The organism is Chlorogloeopsis sp. ULAP01 (assembly GCF_030381805.1).
Taxonomy (GTDB): domain Bacteria; phylum Cyanobacteriota; class Cyanobacteriia; order Cyanobacteriales; family Nostocaceae; genus Chlorogloeopsis.
Map to the genome: position 1 here is coordinate 46949 of NZ_JAUDRH010000009.1, position 19958 is coordinate 66906.

The following is a 19958-nucleotide window of genomic DNA, read 5'->3' on the forward strand; positions in this document are numbered from 1 at the left end:
GTCGAGATTTACGAGATGATTGAGCTTAAAAGCAGATGGGCTAGAAGCGCGAAGCAATAATTGAAAGCACTACGAATTTTACGTGCGGATGAAAAGTTAAATCAACTAGAGACGATATTGGCATTTTTTGCCACCTTTGTGTTGGAAAGTTCACTAGTTCAAGAGATTATGAGGTGGGATATGGCTATGTTACACCAATTCTTCAAAGTAGAGCTATAGATAGTATAAAACTTATAGCGAGTTCAAGCAACAAAGATGGCAGGAGTGTACAAACTAGAGATCACCGAAAGTGAAGAGGAACTCAAACACCTGCTCAAACAGCAGAAAACGGCATCTGGCAAAGAACGGGTTCAACTGCTGTATCTGCTCAAAACTGAACAAGCACAAACGGTACAGCAAGCAGCTCAGTTACTCGGTGGGCATCGAGTGACTGTACAAGATTGGTTGCGACGGTACCGCAAAGGAGGGTTGAAGGGGATGTTGGAATTGGTATTACGGCTATGCAAAAATTTGAGAGTATAAAAGAATTAGAATTAGCCGTAACGCACCACCAGATTGCGGTGCGTTACTGACAAGGTTTAAAAAATAGTGATCGCTTACGGCAATGGAGCAACTGTGCAATCAATGCAATCCACAAAATGGATCGCGTTCTGTCTCAACATTATTTGATTGTGCTTGCAAAGAGTCTCGAAAAACACAACCCTCTTGCTTGAGGCATTCAGGATTTAGTGATGTCCAATAAGGCACTTCAAAGGCATGAACTCTTAATAGACCTTGCTCGTTAACAGAGGCATAATATTTGCAGGGATATTCGGTTTTGACTTCTGGTTGTGGTAATTCGCCAATTAATTCCCATTTATTCGATTCTGGATTACGAAATTGGAAGTAAAAACTATGTTTGCCACTGGCAGGAAATGGAGGTAACTCTGCAATTAAACCCATGCTTTGTTGTATGCCACCATCAGAATCGCGAAAAACTTGTAAATCTTTGCTGTAGTCTGTTTCCGCCGCAAATACTACAGTGTGAGCATCTGTTTTAAGAACACTAGCAGATTCAGCAACATTGACTGCAATATCGCATATTACCCTAACATCACTGGAAATCAATGCTGGTACGCCTATAGCTTTAGCTGCATCAAGGTAAGGAATGTTTCTAGAAATGAGGTAATGGGGATTACCCCGACAAAGTAATAAGTCAATATCTAATTTTTGATTAATTTCAAACTGAATTTGAATGGAGTTCTTAAAATCTTCCTCGTTTATGCCTAGCTTTTTCATCAAGGCATCACCATTGTAGCTACCCCAAAGCTGGAGTTTCATATTCTCAAAGTCTTGACGCCTGATATTATTAGTTAATTGCATTCCCAACCAGCGACTACGAAACTTTGCCATCGCATCTCCGGCTTGGAGTTGATATAGTTCTTGCCCGGCATGAAAAATTGGATCGGGGCTACCGCCAATTACTTCCCGTACAAAGGAGCAGGGAAGAAAATAAAATAGGTTTTTGACATCTATATATAATTGGTTGGCTCCTTTGCGAAGCAGTTCTTTTGCTTGTTGGGGAGCGAAACTTAATTGTCGAAGTTTTTCAGCAAAACAAGCTCCTGCTGAAGTTGCTAACTTAGTATATTCGGGTTCAAAGGTAACACGTTCTTCGTTCCAAACAAAATAATCAGACTTGCTAAATACTCGATAAAGTTCACGTTCAACTAATTCTAAATTGCAAGTTTTGCCAGAGAGAATTAACCAATCTACTGTTTCTGATTGGTTTTTTAAGGCATTTTCGATTAATCCTTGGGCAATACCAATGGCTTCACGTACAACGGGTGCTACTGCTTTTTCAAATTGTTCGACTGTGAGTGTGACGCTGAGGCTATCAATTACACTACTGGGCAAGTATATGTCATGTTGTGCTAGGAGTTCTGAAATTTTTTGCCCATCTAGGATAAATACCGATGCATCTGGTGTATTGTGTTTTTGTCCGAGTGTAATTTTGGCAGCTTCAGCATATTCCCACAAACTGTAAAAATTTTGGGCGCGAGAAGGTGCGTTCTTCCAACGAGTGGGCAAAACTTTTTCCGCATCATTTAAAGCTTCTTTGTAAGCTTCCCCTTCGCGGATCTCGTTATCTACGCAGGCTAACAGCGAACCTTTTTGAAATTTACTGTTCTCAAGAAAGCGATCGCTTAATTCTTCTGGCTGTACTTTTAATACATCTTTGGGCAAAATATCTTCAGCAATTGCACTTAACAAACAATCGGCGATCGCTGCCTTCAACAGCAGAAATAACCGCAGCGTAATCAGCTCGCCACCCAATTGCAAATGACCGGAAGAACCCAACAGTTTTGGCGTAAGTTTATAATAGCGTCCGCCATCACCTCTTTCTTCACCAGGCTCGAAGGGATTGATTTCTTCTAAGGCGAGGCGAATCAATGCCAAGTCAGTAGTTCCGCCGCCAATATCTAACACCAAGACATTTTGCCACCATCTGTCTCCATCTTGACGGCAGCGAGTTTTAAAAGACTCAATCCCCAAGTTCAAGTCACCGCCAAATTCTCGCCACAAAAAGAATATTGCTACCGAGACAGCTTCATCGTAAGCCATCTGCACATCTTCAATATCTAATTGTTTTACCAATTGCTCGATTTCTCGACGCACAAATGGTGAAGCTATTGTTGGATAAGTCACAACCGCCCGATAAAATTTACCTTGGGAACATTTGAGCGATCGCTGGCGGTATTCTTCTGTTAAATTCATCAATTGAGCATAAGCTGCTTGCAGGAGCTTATTCACAGGAATATTATCTTCTTTGCCGTTAAGAGTTATTGGGAAAGAACGTTCTTGCCCAAAATAGCGCTTCGGTGAATGCAAGAACCTACCGCCAATTTCTTCCCCTAGCCTAATAGTATCGAGTCGGTGCTGTTTTGCTTGTTCGCCCAAGCTAACTTTAACTTTGGCTGGATCATCTGTTGGTAAAGTTGGTTCGAGACTAATAACTTCTAACTCACTCGGAATTTCACTCAAACGGCGAGTTTTATCCAATTCTACTGGTATCAAACTTTGCCACTCTAAAGCGGGAACGCGAAAAACTTCGTGATAAATTTGGTTTAAGCGCCTGCTAGCGGCACGACGAAACCAAGGCAGACGCTTGCTGAGGGCAATTTCTATCTGCCGAATTGCTTCCAAAAAGTTCTCGCCATGTAAATTACGTAAATTTACAGTATTGTCTTGCAAATTTTTACTAACTTCTGCCAAAAATCTTTGCCACTCTTGCACCCAAGCCTCGCGACTTACGCCAAGCACATCATCTACAGGGCGCTGAGTTATCCATGCCGAGAGGCGATCGCGTAACTTTAATTCTTGTTCGCTGGGCAAACTGTGGGGCGTAACAATCACTTTGGGATCGTAAAGTGTGACAGTAGAGTTAGAAGTACCAAAATCAATAGCAAACCAGCCAGGATAGGTAATTTCTGACTTTTGATTTTCTGGTGCTAATTCCGTTTCTGGTGGTGGTGGAGATGCTGTACTCTTAAGTGGGTTTAAGACTGAATCTGTAAATTCTGTAAAAGTCATTAACGGTTCTTTCAGGGAATAATCTTTAATTGGATAAGTCCAGATATTACATTCCGCGAGAGTACGTTTGCTGCTAGACAAATTTGGTTGATCCATTTCGTCAGAGTCAAAGTACTCCACAGTTACCTGTAAAGTGCAGTTGACACCTGGTGGTAAAGGTTGATTCCAGCGACAATCACTTTGCCGCAATCTTTGGGGTGTAGCAAGTTTTAAGAGTCTATTAGTGCCAAAGTCTACACTTTTATACGCCGCTTGCATCTGTGCTGCTAAGTCTTTTGGCAAACCGCTTACAGAGATATTAATTCGAGAGATATAGGGTAAGTTGAGACTGGGAATTGGTTTGATTTCAATTGCTGGCAGAAGCAATAGCGATGGATCGTTTTGATGAGTACGCAGTTGATAGCGATTAAAAAGTTCAATTTTGACGGGCATTTTAAATTAGCCTCAAATTCTAATTACAGTCCTAAATTTATTTAACAAACCACAAAGTGCACATTAGACGCGGAGCGGCTACTTACCCTACGGGAAGCCGGGCAAAGCCCGTCTACAGAAGCCACTACTCTACCTTGAAGCCGGACTACGTCCGTCTACGTGTCTACCCGTAAGGGTAGGACACGAAGAAGAAATACAAAATAACTGCTTTTCTTAATTATTCTTTGCGTACTTTGTGTTCTTTGTGGTTTATTTTTTTAATTACAAAGACACAAAGATTAAACTTCACCTGGCTCGGAAAGTGTCGCAACTTGAGAAAGCGTCTCCAACCAAGCAGGGGTAGATCCTGAGTTGCGTTCTTCAGCAGCAGCAATATATCGCAGTAAAGGTTCGTGTTTGGATTTCAACAATTCTTGGAGACTGTCTACAATCTCCTTCAATGCTCTCGAAAATGACTGTTTCACCTGTTTCGTTAACTGGCTCACGTATTGAACAAGGTGCAAACCAGCACTGGCTGTAATTTCGTCACGCAATCGCAAAACAGCAATTTGATGATTAAATGGTCTAGGGGGAACTGGAGATTTTTTATCAGGACTCCAATCAAAAATTTGACCGTTTGGATGTCTGTCATCTTTGCGTGCTAGGGGAAATAAGGCATCGGCGTTGATGGAGAGAGTACCGCCAGCTAGCCCACTGTGTTCGATAATCAATTTTTGCCATTTATTCGCTGGCTCAATTGCCCGCAAAAGGTTGCGAAAGAGGCGGAGTTGGTTTTTACCAAAGTTTTCCTGAATATACTGTTCCATCTCTGGTAGTATCATTGCATTGACTTTGTTGCGATCGCTCGCTACTTCTTGTGACAATTTGCTAAACAAATCTGTGACTGCCTCTTTTGTGCGATCGTGGGCAAAAACTTGCATTTCCTGAACAGTTTGCACAAATGCCGGATAAAAATCGTCGCTTTTGGTAGGGATGGAATCTTCTATCTCTTCGTCGTCAAAAAAACTTTCGCTTTTGCTGAGGGCGATCGTGCCATTTTTAGTTCGATCAAACAGCAATGTCCATTCACTCCAATCAAAGAAGATTTTATTAGTGAGTTCGTCTTTAACTACATCACTCACAGCTATACCGTTACGGTTGTGTAAAATGGGCTGTTTTTCTAAATCCGTTTGAAATTGTCTATAGATAGTTACTATATTTTCAATTGCTTCTCTTAAGTTGAGAAAAGCAGGGTTTTCTTGGACAGGAATATATGATGGAATTTCTTCTAAGAGAGTTTTAAGGTGATTCTGTTGTTTGCGTAAAGCTTCAGCAGCCCTTTTGGTATCTTCCACAAGTTGTTTCATGCCATGCTGTGCCACATGATCCCTCAGTAGCGATCGCAATCGGCTCATTCCTCCATCTTCAACATAGTCGCTGAGTTGTTTGTGCAGGGTGCTAGAAGTAGGTAGCATTTTACTTAATTGCTCCCATTTCTCTCGCAGTTCTACTTCCTGAAATTTATTGGGCAGATCCAGTTCGGGTAAAAATTCTGGAGAGGAAACTTGCACTAGTGAAGAGAGTTCGGCAAGTTTAGTTAAACCATAAAGTTGCGATAGCAAAACAATATTTTTTTTCTCTGTGGTTAAGTTACTGGCACTGGCAATGGTAAGTTGAAGGATGCCTAATCGTTCTAAGACTGCTTCTTCTGAAAGTAACGGCTCATCTACAAGTTCATCAATCGCTCGTTCATCACTCAAAGTCAGAGGCAGTTGATTGAAACGCCCTACGCCAACGATTATTCTATCTCTTAAATCTTGTCCTTTATCTCGTTCCAGCATCGTGCGAATTTTGGAAGCGATCGCCCCACCAGGATATCTGCCATTCAACAGCAACAAGATAGTTTGTACATCTGCTAGTTCTCGCAACGATAAAAAAGCATCTCGCACGCCAGAATCCGCAGAACCCAATCCCGGAAAGTCTAAAAGTATAAACTCATTTGTTCCTTGCAACCCAGATAAATCCCAGACTTGCTTTGCTACCTCAACCGTGACATCAATACGCCGAATCAAAGAAAAACTCTTCTGCAAATCTATTGCTGTAGGCTGGGCAAAACTTTCCCAAGGCATGGGAGGAGGCGGTAGTTGTGCAAAGTTGAGTTCCAAAATATTCATGGGTGGTTCAGCTAGTCTCAGCCCTTTTTTGGCTGTAATATGATCTATCTGATAACTCTTACCGCAAATTTCTTTACCGTAGGCGCTATACGTACGCAAAAATCCAACTAGTTCTCGCAGTAATGAGCGTAATTCTAAACTTTGCGTTTGATTCCAGACTTGCTCGCACCATCTCAGGATACCGTTAATATCCACAGCCGTTGTCGGGTGTAAATTTTGCAGGGGCATAATTTCTGTCGAAGGTATATCTGCTGCTTTTGCCCGTACTTCCGCTTCCTTGAGCATAAAACGCAGACACTCTTTCACCCCTTCATGAGATAAATACTCTACTGTAAACTTGCTAATTTGGGTTGTTTGTAAGTTTGGTTGTTGATGCAGGTGAATAGCCGTGACGTTACCTGTAGTTGGTGTTTCGCTCACTGGCAAAGCATCGGCATAGCCAATTAAACTACCAAGTAGCAAAGTTTTGCCACTACTGAATTCTCCCATGATCCCAATTTTCACCGGTGAGGAGGCAAGTTCTACTACTCTTTGAGCAGACTGTTGCAGATAACGGATGTTTTCATTAATACTTGTGGGAATCCAGCTTTCTTGAGGAGGCGGGTTTTGTGATACTAGTTCTAGGCTTTGTAGGATAGATTCCCCATACTCTTGATAGCGACGCAATTGTTCTACTGCTATATCACTTTTCATATTAACTCCTGATTAAAAAATCTCAGATAAATCATTGATTTTCCGCACTTTTAAGTAGAAGGCAGGAGGTGAGCCACTGCGGTGGTGAGCCAGCGCGCCCTTGCGGCTACCCGGAGGGAAGCCGCTAGCTAACGCAACGCCTGACGGCGAACACGTCTAGTGCCGACTTGTAGCGACTGGCGTGAAGTGGCGTAGACGCCGAAGGCGGCTTCAAGGTAGAGTACCCGAAGGGTAAAAAGCTTATCATATCTAGTATCTGGCGATGAGCATTTTACGTTTAATTATGTTCACCTACTTAACATCTAAGAGTAAGCAATAATACTCGTATATTTAGATTTACGGTAGTCGCTACATTCATACTTTATTTTTGACTATTAAAAATTTAAGTTTAACAACTTCTGCAAATTCTCCCTTCTTAAATGTAATAGTAGATATTACTGAGAAAATAAAGCTCAACAGAAAATCTGTAGCCTCAGTTTAGTGCAATTCCAAGTATTTAAGCCAGAACCGTGGTGTTTTTAAATGCAGAGAGCATAGAAGAGTACAACGAAAAGATACGCAGAGTTTTTTTAAAGCTGTACTCAGCCCGTCTGTACGAGCTATCCAACAATAGAATTGCGATCGCCCAAAGTCAAGTAGAGAATTTAGCAATAGTAATAAACTTAACTAGCCTATACAGGCTTGATTTGTATAGCTGCACCCTTCTATGGTGTCGGAATATTGAGCGTATTTTTAGAAGCAATCGAATACACTCATCATTGGTGCGTTGCACTTTGTGATCACGCACCCTACTGACTAAACACAAAAGCTTATACTCTATATCTGCTCCATCTCCGAAATGATTCCTCTAAAATCGAGGCTTGCTCAACTTGTTTTTCTATTCTTAACTCCCACTCTCTTTGCTGACGCTGCAACAATGGCAACTTGACTGTAAATGTTGCTCCTTGCCCAACTCCAAGACTATGTGCTTGGATGGAACCGCCATGTAATTCTGTAAAATAGCGAGCTAGAGCTAATCCTAGCCCCAATCCGCCGAATTCACGATTTGTAGCACTATTTTCTTGTCGAAAGTACTCAAATACATGGGGTAGAAATTTAGGAGCAATGCCTTTGCCTGTATCTTTAACCTGTATTTGCACCATTGCATCTACTGTATTAAATATAACTTCTACTTTGCCTCCACTAGGTGTAAACTTAACTGCGTTGGAGAGTAGATTCCAAAAAACTTGCTGCAAACAACTGATATCTGCTGATACTAAGCCTGTATTCAACTCAAACTGAGTTTTAATGGTAATGTTCTTAGCTTGTGCTGCGACTCGGATGCTTTCTATTGCGGTATTAATTATAGTTACTATATCAACTGGAGCAACTTTTAAAACCATGTTGCCACGTAAGGTGTGGGAGAGATTTAACAAGTCTTCCACGAGTTGTGCTTGTAACAAGGCGTTGCGTTCTATGGTATCTAGAGCACAGGCAGTAGTTTTCTCATCAAACTTACGTGATTTGAGAAGTTGTACCCAACCGATGATTGGGTTTAGGGGTGAGCGCAACTCATGAGAAACAACACTAAGAAATTCTTCTTTAACACGAATTGCGGCTTCGGCTTCGGCACGGATTGTTTGTTCTCGTTTTAGTATTTGCTCACACCTTTGCTGCGTATGCTTGCACTCGCTAATATCCAGAAAAACGCAAATTCCTCCTTTGGATTGACCATTTTGATTGAAAAGAGGTGCTGCATAGCAAAGTAAGGTAATTAATGTCCCATCCTCATGGACTAAATCAAGTTCTACGTCTTTAACTTTCACGCCTTGGGTAACGGCGTATTGTAAAGGCTGTTTGTCAGTTAGTATTTCTTGACTTTGATGATATAGCTTGGATGGAGAAGCTTGTAGACATTGACTTGAGATTTTACAACCATCAGCGTCAAACGGTAATCTAAATAACTTTGCAGCAGTAGAGTTTAAATGAATGTAATGACAATTTGGATCTTCTGTGATCGCGATCCCAACGGGAATAAAATCAAATAATGTTTTTAATTCGTTAACTTGCTGCTCAAGTACTTCTGCTATGTCATTAAAAGCACGAGCAATTAAACCTAATTCGTTGTCTTGATCGGTTAATTCGCTACGGGTACTAAGGTTACCGTTCTTTAGTTGTTGTGTTGAATGTACAAGAGACTTTACTTGTCGCAAAAATAATATATCTCCTCCTACCCAAGCACCAATTAACCCTAAGACAGCAACAACTCCCAGCGCTGTTAGGTTCCATGCTAAATGCCCATTTACTTGAGAATAAACAGCTGCAGGAGGAAAACCGATGCCAACGTAATAATTTGTATTCGACAATACATCATTTACTGCTATTAGTGTGAAGATACGTGGAACACCATCAAGGCTAATTATCTGAGCAGCGCCTTTTTCCTGGGTTTGCACCATCTTGTTGAACGTTTCTTTGGGCAAAGTTTTTCCTACCCATTTTTGAGGTTCTGGATAGCGAACTAATAGCGTACCTTGGCGATCAACTACACTCAGCACCGAATTTTCAGGTAACTGAACTTGCATCGCTAGCTGGTTTAACCAAGCTAAATTCAATGCAGCGATCGCAATAAGTTGAACCTGGCCTGTATGATCGAGGATAGGATAAGCGTAGTTAATAATCCCTTTTTTACTGACTCGATCAATTTGGTAGTCACCGACTGCAAATTTTCGAGTTTTTAAGGCACGTTGAAAACTGCTCTCTTGCGCTAAATTAATTTGTTTGCGAGCAGGTTCAGCACTGCATACAGTCTTTCCATCAGTATTTAATACGCTAAGACTATCGTAGGCAGAATATTGCTTGAGCAAGTTTGCTAGTAGGCGATCGCACTCGGCTGTATTATCCTCGCGCAGTTCAGGAAGTTGGGACAATATGATCAGCAGTTGTTTTGTTCCCTCACTGGCTTGGGTTTGATTGCTAGCTACTAAGTTTACAAGCTGTAGTGCCTGTTTTTGCACCTCTGCTATTGCCGAGCGCCGTTGTTCTAAAGCCGTGTAAACAATCATTCCCAATGCCGGGAATATGGATAAAAAAACCAGTAGAAACAAACGTGCGCGAAGACTAGAGATGAGATTTAACTTGCTAGTCTTTTGCCACTTCAACTTGATTTGTTTGTTTAGCATTCTAGCTTTTTGAGAATACTATTTCTGTATTCGCATCTGCATTCACAGAGTTCCATCCCACAGTAGTACTTGATCAGAACCTAGCGAAATCTACTTTTAGATAGGTTTCTTACAATCAGTGTGTAACTTACGCAACTGGCACACTAGCTATGTAGGTGCAGTAAGGCTAGCAATAGAAGCTTTTTATGGTTCAACTGGATAAAAGCCTACCTATTTGTAGTGATATTACAGTCATCATGCGATCGCATTTCTTCTGCTGCAAGCAGTATTGAAGAAGGCAGAAGTTATTTGGCAGAGGGCAGAAGGAAATTAAAGGGGGCATCTGGGCATCCCGCTTGATACCGCAATTGAGCAACAACTAAGTAATGAGCTAAGGTATGCCTAGAGAAATCCCATCTTTGGATGGTTTTTCTAAATTAGCAAGGTCTTGCAGCAAACTAGTTGCCACTTTTCCCAATTCTCCTTTGCTGCAATCTAGAGCTTCGGCTAGTGCGTCATACCACATACCAGCTTCGGCATACAGGCTAGCTCTTTGCAAGCGATTTTGACTGCGAGCTAGTAGATTTTTCAAATTTGGTGGCATTGCTACAATATCAAGTTCTGCCCTAGCAACTAGATTGTGTGATGGACGGTTGCGATTACACAAGACTTCTACTTGCCATAAATATCTTTGATCGGCAGTTAAACCTGGTAAAGTTTGTGGTAGAGATAACTTCATGATGCCAGGAGAACTCTGCACTTCCAACTTGTAAGCCAAATTGAGCTGGTCATTGTTATCTATTTTATAAAGCGTAAATTCGAGTGGTATTTTTTCTTGACTGGGTAGCAACCAAGCAAAGGTTGGGTGAGATGAAGTAGTCTGCCCAACGTGAGTGACAGGAGCAAGTAGTCTTAAAGACGTAGCTTGGGAAGCCTTGCACCTTCCTCTTGTTCCTGATGAGTCTGTGTATCCACTTGGCGATTTTTGATCACGCGGTGGTTGATAGGCAGCTAACGTCACCTGAGTCAACGAAAGCGTTATTGTCAAAGCACTAACCAATAAAACCCTGGGATTAAAAGATTTGTGCAAGAGCCACTTTCTGCGAATCATCATCTTTCCCTCTGGCATTGCACTAGAAAGTTATCAATAAAAGGTTTATAAATTTACCCTCTTTGATTACTCTAGTCAGATAACAAACCGGTTCTACTACTACAAGCTTGTTGAATCTACTGTTGGATATTCACACTCAAGAATTATTCTTTAAATTGCTTGGTTGTGATTATGATTGACAAGATTCTTGCATATGAGCAGTACATATAGCACTTTGATAGAAGTAACTATAGAGGGTTAAAGAACTATTTACCATATATTGTATTACTAGAAACGTCTCAATACATTTCTGATTTTAGCCTTTTATTTTACAGAAAAATACATTAATTTTTATGGAATTTTGCTATCTAGAATTTGTATCTAATTTTTATTTGCCAGTATAATCACTTTTGCCTTATTGAAGTTTTATGATAAAAATTTTACATATACAGAAATAAGTTTTTGTGAAGTTGCAATTGTGCTTTTCAAATCTCATTCTCTTTAATGTTTAGCAAATAAGGACTAATTTTTTTCACTCCGTAGTCACAACTAAATATCTGAATTCAATTTCACATTCAATCCGCAGTATAAATTTTTAGATTTTTTTTTAGATTTTTGATTGCACTATAATATTTACTTAACTACATTTTGTTAACTTTACCAGTAAATAGAATGCAAAGTTTTTTATAGCCAAAAAATTAATTTAATATTAAATTAATATTAAGTAATTATTAAGTGATACAACTAAATTTTACTAAAAAACTCTCCAAAGGAAGAACTTAGTCACTGGCCAAGATAATTCACACAGAGTTCCTCTAGGAGAAAGGGGCAATCGCGTAAATTTTCCTTTCAATTGTCTAGCCAAATTTCTAAATTGTTGTGTTCCCCGACCTTCTCGATAAGAAACTATTCCTAAGCCATCATCAATAATTTTCAGAGTGTACCAGCCTTCGTTTTTAGTGTAACTAACCTCTAGACGAGTTACACCTATAGCGTGCTTGCCCACATTGCACAAGGCTTCCTCTAAAAACCTACACAGTCCACGCTTTTGTTCGATACTCAAGCAGCGTTCATCTATAGGATCGAATGTTACTATTTTTACTTTCAAACTACTAAAGCATGGAAATTCTCGCTCTAGCGTGTGATTATAAACTTGATAAAGAACTGCATGAATAGGATCTTCCAAACTTATAGATAAACCATTTCCTAAATAAAGACTTCTATCTTGAGATAGAGGTTCTCGTTGTAAAAATTCATATATTCCTCGCAGTTCATAGTTTAATTTTTCCAAATCTTTTTCTAGTGTTATGGGTACTTCATCGCTTGCATCTTTTTCTCGTACACGCTTTAATGCTTTAGCAAGAGTTTGCAAAGGGCCGTTGTGAATAGTTTCAAATGTACGCTCAATTAAGGCTTGACGGGCTTCAATTCTAGAACGTAATGCTTGGTCATATTGATATAAAGCAGTCATTGCAATACCATTCAAACTTAAAACCAGTATTGCTGGTATTAATGGAACCCACCAACCCCAGTAAAAAAGAAGTAAGTAACTAATAATAATTAAACTACTGCCAGCAACACCGACAGCGAAGAGATTTATGTATGGAGACTTGGTAAGTTTGGCTAAAGCAATTCCCAAGGTACCCCAGCCTAATATCCATATATAATCCCAGCAGTCTGACCAAGAATTCAACATTGCTCTAGAATCAAGCACTGCACTGATAATTTGGGAAATAGCATGGGCTTGAACTTCTACTCCAAAAATTCGTCCGCTAGCAGGTTTGGTTGATATAACCGCAGAAGTCGTAATGAAGTCTTTAACACTGGAGGCAGTAATTCCAATAATGACGACGCGATCGCGTATCCACTCCGGTTTAAAGTTCTCCGTTTTAATATCGTTTAAAGATAAAATCCTAAATCGCTGTGCGCCACTACGAAAATTAAGCAACACCTGCACTCCACCGGCATCGGATCTAATATATCCGCCAGAATTTGGAAAAAACCTCGGTAGCTCAGTCTTACCAAACCTCATTGCATCAGGATCGCGAATACCGTTTTCTAAGCTCAAACCTTCATAAGCTAAATAAGCTTTTGCCAAACAAAGAGATAGAGAAAATTTATAACCTTGCGGTGTTGGTGTTGCGAGCAAGCTTCGCCGCAACTTGCCATCAGCATCTGTAATTTGATCAGTAAAACAAACTCGCTCACCAGATAGTGTGGGCGGAGGGGCTATTTGCTCAGGTAATACTTTTTCAATCGCAATCAAATTTGTGATTTGATTAAATGCAGTAACAAGTTCAGTATGCCCAGGTTCTACAGGTAAATCCCTGACAATATCTAAACCAATGACTCTAGGAGACAAAGAATGTAATTTATAAAGTAATGCTGCAATTTCTCGATCTGGTATGGGGTATTTCCTGAGATTACGAATATCTTGTTCGTTAATTCCAACAATTACAATACGTTCATCAATAAGTTCAACAGGACGCAGACGGAGAAAATTATCGAAGGCTAGCCACTCTAAGGATTGCATGGAACCAGTCAAACGGGCAATTATTACCAGACCAATTACTGCCATTCCTGGTAATATACCTACCCGCCAGATAGCGAATTCTTCTTTGACTCTGCTCCACAATCTCTGCATAATTGTTTTCTTTTGTCATCTGTCAAAAGTTAGTTTTTAAATTATTTATCTATCACTAACTACTGTAAGGCGGTGTTAACCGCAATCTGTCTTTAACGACAACATATCTACAATCAACTCGCCCCTACTAAATACTGTACGGGAGGCAGCGCGCCCTTACGGAGCCAGTGCGTTGCCCAAAGAAGCGCTGTGCGGGTTTAGAAGATAAATTGTCTGTTTGAATAGCAAGATAATCAACAAAACCCGCCTCTAGTACGGGCGGGTTTAAAAGATAAATTGTCGATGTCAGTGAAAGATTATAAATAAAATCTGCCCCTACCAATGACTAATCTATTAATCCTTCTTCCCTTGCTCGCATTTCCGTTTGAATTCGCATATTCTTTCCCTCTTCAGGATAAACGTCTAAAGCATCTTGCAATTTGCTCCAGTAATGACGCACCATACGTTCGCCAACACACATCCGCTCGGCAATTGCCTTATCTGTTAATCCTTCCTCAAATGCAAGAGTTAGCACTCTTAGCCATTCCGGTTTCACCTCAAATCCAGAATGAATTCCTTTAATGTCTTTGGTGTGAGTTAATCCCTGTAGCGCCCAATCTACTCTAGTTAACATCTCCTGGCTAGCAAGACTTTTATCTGCAACAGTAAAACCCCCTTTATGAGCATCAATATCGGGTCGAATTCTGACCAATGTTCTGACATGAGCGCTTTGGACTACAATATTGAGGCTAGAATAATGTTGCATTAAAGTTCTCAGTAATTTTACACCTGTCTCCGGTCGTGCCATTTTGCCAGGGCTTTCTGGAAGAGAAAGATCCATAACTACAAGATCTGGTTGTATGCTTGATACTTGAGAGAGCGCTTGTTGAGCAGTTAAAGCTGTGATAAACTCAGCATCTGGATATTTATTTCGCAAAACATCAATAGTTCCACCTACAACTGATTCGTGATCGTCAATGACGAGAATTTTTAGTAAAGCTGTTTTTGATAAAACTTGTCTCATAGTTAATACCCCCCACTATGAGTAAATTATTATGTGTTATGTGTTGTGTTTATTAATTTACACCAATAAAATCACTTATGTTAAAAGTAGTAAATTTAAATTTATATATATATAAAATTAAATAAATGTGATAGTAAACAATCGACAAAGCTAAATTCTTGTCAATTACCAAGAAAATTGGCAATTTAAGCTCAGATTTTTACTTCGACAAACACATTTACCTGATGTTAAAAATTTAAAACTTTCACAAAGATAATCTAACTCTGGCAAGTTTCTATAAAATACAAGAGTAGATACATCAGGATAATTGATTTGTACCGATAAATTTCCTAAATTAGCTTTTTGTTCTAATCTAATATAAATAGAAGTTTGTGTTGAAGCTTCTGAAAGAGTAATTTTTAGTAACTCTTCTAAAGCTCTTAAAATTACTAAACTACGTTCTGTTGGTTCTTGTCGCCAAGCACTGGGTAAATCAATATGAAAATATATATGTGAATAAGATACAAGCCAAGGCTCCAATAGGGATTGAATAGCGAATGGTAGACTGTCTTGAAGGTATACCGGAAATAAGCGATCGCTCAATTGAGCCAATGATTGATGAAAATTATCAATTTTTCTTAAAAATTCTTGAGTTTTGTTTGTCGATAATTCCCTAGACTCTACTGGTAGAAGTTCTAAACTCCGCCGAATTATAAAAGATTCTTGTAATAAATCGTCTCGAATTTTTTCTGCTTCTAGGAAGAGTTTTAGAGATTGCTGACAAGACCACCACTGTATCGCTTGTTGAACCTTATAATAGGATTTAACAAACAAAATCAGTGTAATAATGTAGACTATTAAAATTATAATTTGTATGGTTAGTTGGTTGTTCACAGGCCATTGTATTTTGATTTATTTTCCTACTGTAAGAGGTCAATATTAAGTAGAATATGGCATAAATACGCCAAATAAATCGTTGAAAGCAGACAAGATAATTGCCAGAATAAGATATTTGGATTACAGAAAACTGCATAATCAATAACCAAAGTATTTTATTGCTGAAAAAACAGTGAATACTACAGAAAAGCTGACATTATCAAAGAGAATGTCAGAATTAAGTAGAAGGCAGAAGTTGAAAAGATTGTTCTATCTACTTAAAATTTTTAAAATCAAAGGGATATCTTGACTATAAATCTGTCATTAACCTTGCCTTTCTGAGTATAAATTGCAAAACTGTTTCTTCTTTGGAGATAATATCAGCCGTAGCATTCATGCCAACTTGCAGATTGCAAGTTTTATTATAATCTCCAAAACTTAGTTTTTCAGGTTGAATACTTGCTTCAAAGTAGCTAGCACCACCACTACTAGCTGCTGATGTCATTGTAGCCGTATTTTGAGTACTTGGTGCGATCGCATCTGGTGAGATATTGCTAACACTACCTTTGAGAGTACCGTAATCAGGATAGGGGCAAGCATCGATGCGCAGTTGTACTTTTTGCCCGATTTCGACTTTTTTGATTTCAGATACGGGAACCATTGCTTTAATAACTAAAGGCGCGTAATCAGGTACTATTTCTGCAATTGGTTCTGAGGCACGTACAACTTGCCCGATATTTCGTAGATTGAGCTTGAGGATGACACCATCACTAGTAGCACGAATTACACTAGTTTGCCTGTGAAAAATATTTCTTTGTATTTCTTTTTGATATTGTCTAATTTGATTGCGCATTTCAATTTTTCGCTGAATTAAGGCATTTTTCTCCCTCACAAAAGCAGCAATACTTGATTCACCTTTAGCGTCTTCTTGGGCAATTCTTTCTTTAGCGATCGCGAGAGTTGCTGTACTGGGGTTGAGAGCAGCTCTTGCCGTTTCGACGTTAGCACGAGCAATATCAATAGCCTTTTGTTCAGCTTCAGCTTGTAATTCTGCTTGCCTGACGGCTAATTTTCTCTGTTCATATTCACGCTTGCCAATTGCACCAAGCTGTGCAAGCTCCTGATAGCGATCGCGATCTTGGATGGCAAAATCTAAGTCTGCTCTGGCTTTTTGTAAGCCCGCCTCAGCTTTTTGCAAGTTGGCTTGTGCTACTGCCAAATCGTTTTGAGTTTTTACTTGCTGATCTTGATAATCTCTTTGATTACGTACCAAATCAGCTTCTGCCGAAATAATCGTTCGTTCTGTCAGCTTCCTGTCAGCATTAATCTGATTATCTAGTGCGATGATTTGGGCTTCAATTTGATCTAGTTGTAACTTGCTATCTTGAATACTGCTTTGTAATTGGCTATTTTTAATATCTATTTCCGTGTCATCGAGGCGAGCGATAATATCTCCCTTTTTGACTATCTGGTTTTCTCTAATATAAATTCCTTTAACAGTGCCTTCTCTTTCCGGCTGTACTATGCGAATATCACCAGCCGGACGAACAGTCGCAGGAGTTTTCACTGTCACATTATATTTAATATATGAAGCTAGAGCGATCGCCCCGCAACAATTGATAATAAGAAATAGTCCCGCTAGAGATGTCCAACGACTGACGGGAGGCAGAAATTCGTCAGTGCTAACCGATGGGAGTATCTTTTGATTGTGAGTGAAGAGCATATTACTAATTAGTTGTTAGTTGTTAGTTATCAATTAATGGCTATCATTAGTAGCTAGTTAATAATATTTACTCTTACTATTTACTAACCACTACTTCTTTTAAGGAGTTAAAAAATCTAAATGCTCCCCTGGTAAGGAGCTTAATTCCTCCAAAGAACCTTGAATTTTTAACTTACCCTGCTCTAAAAACACGATCCAATCAGCACGATTAATTACTCTAGGACGATGACTAATCAAAATCGTCGTTTTCCCACGGCGATACTCTATTAATCTATCTAAAACTTGTGCCTCACTCACTGGATCAAGCCCAGCAGTCGATTCATCTAAAATAAGTATTGGTGGATCGTTAACAATAGCTCTTGCTATTGCCAATCGTTGACGTTGTCCGCCAGAAATATTAGCTCCAAACTCCCCTAAAATAGTCTGATATTTGTCAGGCAGCTTACTTATAAATTCATCAGCTTCGGCAATTTGACAAGCTTTGACAATTTCCTCAAATGCAACATGGGGTGTTCCTAAGCGAAAATTCTCAACAATCGAACGACTCCAAAAGTGAGCTTCTTGGGGAACAAGAACTATCTGTTGCCGCAAACAATCAAGAGCAAGGTCATCTAAATTATAAAGTCCAATCCGGATATTACCCGATTGCAGTTGATATAAACCAGCAATCAATTTGGCAAGACTACTTTTACCACAGCCAGATTTACCAATTATGGCGATAACTTTACCACCTGGAATTGTTAATGAAAAGTCTTGAAGTAAGTCCAGTCTACCAGCGTAGTGAAAGTTAACATTAGTACAAATAATGTCTGCATCTCCAGGAATTCTGGCAAACTGTTTTTTACCATCCTGATCATCTTCTGGGGTAGAGTCAATTACTTCTGTTAAACGCTGAACAGCAGTTTTGGCATGAGTATATTCATCAACAAAACTGATGACGCTACTAATCAAAGCCAGAAAATTGGCATTCATCGCATTAAATGCCAACAATTGCCCGATACTTAAATTTTCTTGTGGTTGAATAACCAAATTGCCACCAAACCACAATAAAATTACACCACCAATTGCTGCTACGAATCCTGAGAATGTACCATTGACAATCGCAATTTGCATGGTACTTAAAGTCAGAGAAGCAAGGCGACCAAATCGGCTTTGAAATTCATCCCAAAATTGGGGTGCTGCTGTGGTAGTTTTAAGTGTAATAGCTCCTTTAAATGTTTCGACTAAAACACCTTGAGCTTCCGCTTCTTGGACTAAAAGTTCGCGGGTTTTTACGCGTAAAGTTGGCAAGAATAAAATTGTAGATATAGTCATTGCCAAAGCTATAACTACAGCTACAGCAGTTAGTTTCCAGCTATAAAATAGCATGAAGCCAAAAGAGACTACCGCAATAAAAAATTGACTGGGTAGACCGATAATAACTTGAGAAACTAACTGATTAATTTGATTAATATCTCGCAAGCGGCTAACAATTTCGCCACTGCGCCGGGCTTCATAATAAGAAAGAGGCAACCGCAGTATTTGTCGCCCAAATTCTAACACCAAACCTAATTGTAGACGTTGGGCAAAGTGAGCGATTAAGTTAGACTGTACAAATGAAAGACTTTTAGAAATAAAATGCATTACCACTACAGCAATTGCTACAGTAGTAAGCAACCTTGTATCTCCCCGAACTAATACATCATCAGTGAGAATTTGCAGCAAAAAAGGGGATGCTAAAGACAGTACCCCCAAAAGCAAATTTAATGGTAAAGCTTGCGCTAAAATGCCGCGAAAATTCCAAACTCTTTTAAAGAAACGCCAGAAACCACCGATTTCATCATCTTTTTGCGCAGAAAAACGAATTGGATCTGGCTGCAATAGCAGCATCAACCAATCTGTCCAATTATCTGCTATTTCTTTTTTAGAAAGATAACGAATGCCTACTGCTGGATCGGCAACTATACATTTATTGCCCTTCTTACCATACAAGACAACCCAATGATTACCTTGCCAGTGAATAATTGCTGGTAGAGGTGCTTCTTTAATTCGGTTCAAAATTTCTGGTGAAGTTTTAACTGGGCGGGCATTAAACCCAAGTGTTTCTGCACCCCGCTTCAGCCCTAGTAAAGTCGTTCCAAACTGTCCGGTGCCTACCGCTTCACGAATGTGATTTAAGGTGAAGTTACGCCCGTAATATTTAGCAACGGAAGCAATACAAGCAGCCCCGCAGTCTTCTTCACTATGCTGTTTAACAACTTTATATTTCATTGGTAACCCGCCCAAAAGATTGAAAACCAAAAACCAAAAGAGTTATCAATCTATTTACCTGTTTCTAAAATTTTTGGATGTCTTTTACATGAACATATAAGCAAGCAAGCGGTAAATCAAATTTAATGGGCTTAAACCATATCTACGTACCCTGCTTATAGTCCCTTCTCCCAAAAGAGAATTTAAATCAAATCCAAACGTGACTTGCGAAAGATTATATGCAGCACTTTTCTTGGAAGAAAAGCTAACGGAACCATCAGATAAAGAGCTTTCATCATTGGCAAATGAGTTTATATCTGTTTTTTGAATGAAAAAACTATATCCTCCAGTAGCAATTTCCTGTTCTTGCTCTGATAAATCTGTAAATAAATCAGAGTTTTTGAACTCATTATAGTTAGCCACTCC

Annotated in this window: 11 protein-coding genes and 1 pseudogene; 2 read left to right on the forward strand and 10 right to left on the reverse strand. The window is 39.5% G+C overall.

Going from position 1 to position 19958, the window contains the following annotated elements; genetic code table 11:
* Positions 1-63: 63 nt before the first annotated feature.
* Both QUB80_RS18685 and QUB80_RS18690 read left to right on the forward strand, forming a co-directional pair.
* Positions 64-198 (forward strand): annotated as a pseudogene (locus QUB80_RS18685) (transposase); the annotation flags it as partial.
* A 66-nt stretch (positions 199-264) separates the two neighbouring features.
* Entirely contained in the window at positions 265-522 is a 258-nt protein-coding gene (locus QUB80_RS18690) for a helix-turn-helix domain-containing protein (protein ID WP_289791018.1), read from the forward strand.
* Between the two features lie 99 nt (positions 523-621).
* Here QUB80_RS18690 and QUB80_RS18695 read toward each other — a convergent pair whose 3' ends face one another.
* From QUB80_RS18695 to QUB80_RS18740, 10 genes are all read right to left on the reverse strand, one after another.
* Complete coding sequence (locus QUB80_RS18695; RefSeq protein ID WP_289791019.1) at positions 622-4005, reverse strand: Hsp70 family protein; 3384 nt, start codon at positions 4003-4005, stop codon at positions 622-624.
* Positions 4006-4283: 278 nt separating this feature from the next.
* Entirely contained in the window at positions 4284-6851 is a 2568-nt protein-coding gene (locus tag QUB80_RS18700) for a dynamin family protein (protein WP_289791020.1), read from the reverse strand.
* Between the two features lie 809 nt (positions 6852-7660).
* Positions 7661-10009, reverse strand: coding sequence for an ATP-binding protein (locus QUB80_RS18705; protein WP_289791021.1), 2349 nt, complete (start codon positions 10007-10009; stop codon positions 7661-7663).
* Between the two features lie 370 nt (positions 10010-10379).
* Positions 10380-11117 carry a DUF928 domain-containing protein gene (locus tag QUB80_RS18710; RefSeq protein WP_289791022.1) on the reverse strand — a complete coding sequence of 246 codons (738 nt, stop codon included), beginning with the start codon at positions 11115-11117 and terminating at the stop codon, positions 10380-10382.
* A 715-nt stretch (positions 11118-11832) separates the two neighbouring features.
* A complete protein-coding gene (locus QUB80_RS18715; RefSeq protein ID WP_289791023.1) occupies positions 11833-13722 on the reverse strand; it encodes a CHASE2 domain-containing protein in 1890 nt (629 codons plus the stop codon).
* 325 nt (positions 13723-14047) lie between these two features.
* Complete coding sequence (locus QUB80_RS18720) at positions 14048-14725, reverse strand: response regulator transcription factor (RefSeq protein ID WP_289791024.1); 678 nt, start codon at positions 14723-14725, stop codon at positions 14048-14050.
* Positions 14726-14890: 165 nt separating this feature from the next.
* Positions 14891-15598, reverse strand: a complete 708-nt coding sequence (locus QUB80_RS18725) for a hypothetical protein (protein ID WP_289791025.1) — start codon at positions 15596-15598, stop codon at positions 14891-14893.
* Between the two features lie 292 nt (positions 15599-15890).
* Positions 15891-17303, reverse strand: a complete 1413-nt coding sequence (locus QUB80_RS18730; protein WP_289791026.1) for an HlyD family secretion protein — start codon at positions 17301-17303, stop codon at positions 15891-15893.
* A 99-nt stretch (positions 17304-17402) separates the two neighbouring features.
* On the reverse strand, positions 17403-19553 hold the full coding sequence (locus QUB80_RS18735; RefSeq protein ID WP_289791027.1) for a peptidase domain-containing ABC transporter: 2151 nt from the start codon (positions 19551-19553) through the stop codon (positions 17403-17405).
* An 84-nt stretch (positions 19554-19637) separates the two neighbouring features.
* Positions 19638-19955 carry a hypothetical protein gene (locus tag QUB80_RS18740; protein ID WP_289791028.1) on the reverse strand — a complete coding sequence of 106 codons (318 nt, stop codon included), beginning with the start codon at positions 19953-19955 and terminating at the stop codon, positions 19638-19640.
* Between the last annotated feature and the right edge of the window lie 3 nt (positions 19956-19958).

What these genes read in the sequence shown, in the direction of transcription:
- QUB80_RS18695 (WP_289791019.1), bottom strand. Translation starts at nt 4,005, where the DNA reads ATGCCCGTCAAAATTGAACTTTTTAATCGCTATCAACTGCGTACTCAT.
- QUB80_RS18700 (WP_289791020.1), bottom strand. Translation starts at nt 6,851, where the DNA reads ATGAAAAGTGATATAGCAGTAGAACAATTGCGTCGCTATCAAGAGTAT.
- QUB80_RS18705 (WP_289791021.1), bottom strand. Translation starts at nt 10,009, where the DNA reads ATGCTAAACAAACAAATCAAGTTGAAGTGGCAAAAGACTAGCAAGTTA.
- QUB80_RS18710 (WP_289791022.1), bottom strand. Translation starts at nt 11,117, where the DNA reads ATGCCAGAGGGAAAGATGATGATTCGCAGAAAGTGGCTCTTGCACAAA.
- QUB80_RS18715 (WP_289791023.1), bottom strand. Translation starts at nt 13,722, where the DNA reads ATGCAGAGATTGTGGAGCAGAGTCAAAGAAGAATTCGCTATCTGGCGG.
- QUB80_RS18720 (WP_289791024.1), bottom strand. Translation starts at nt 14,725, where the DNA reads ATGAGACAAGTTTTATCAAAAACAGCTTTACTAAAAATTCTCGTCATT.
- QUB80_RS18730 (WP_289791026.1), bottom strand. Translation starts at nt 17,303, where the DNA reads ATGCTCTTCACTCACAATCAAAAGATACTCCCATCGGTTAGCACTGAC.
- QUB80_RS18735 (WP_289791027.1), bottom strand. Translation starts at nt 19,553, where the DNA reads ATGAAATATAAAGTTGTTAAACAGCATAGTGAAGAAGACTGCGGGGCT.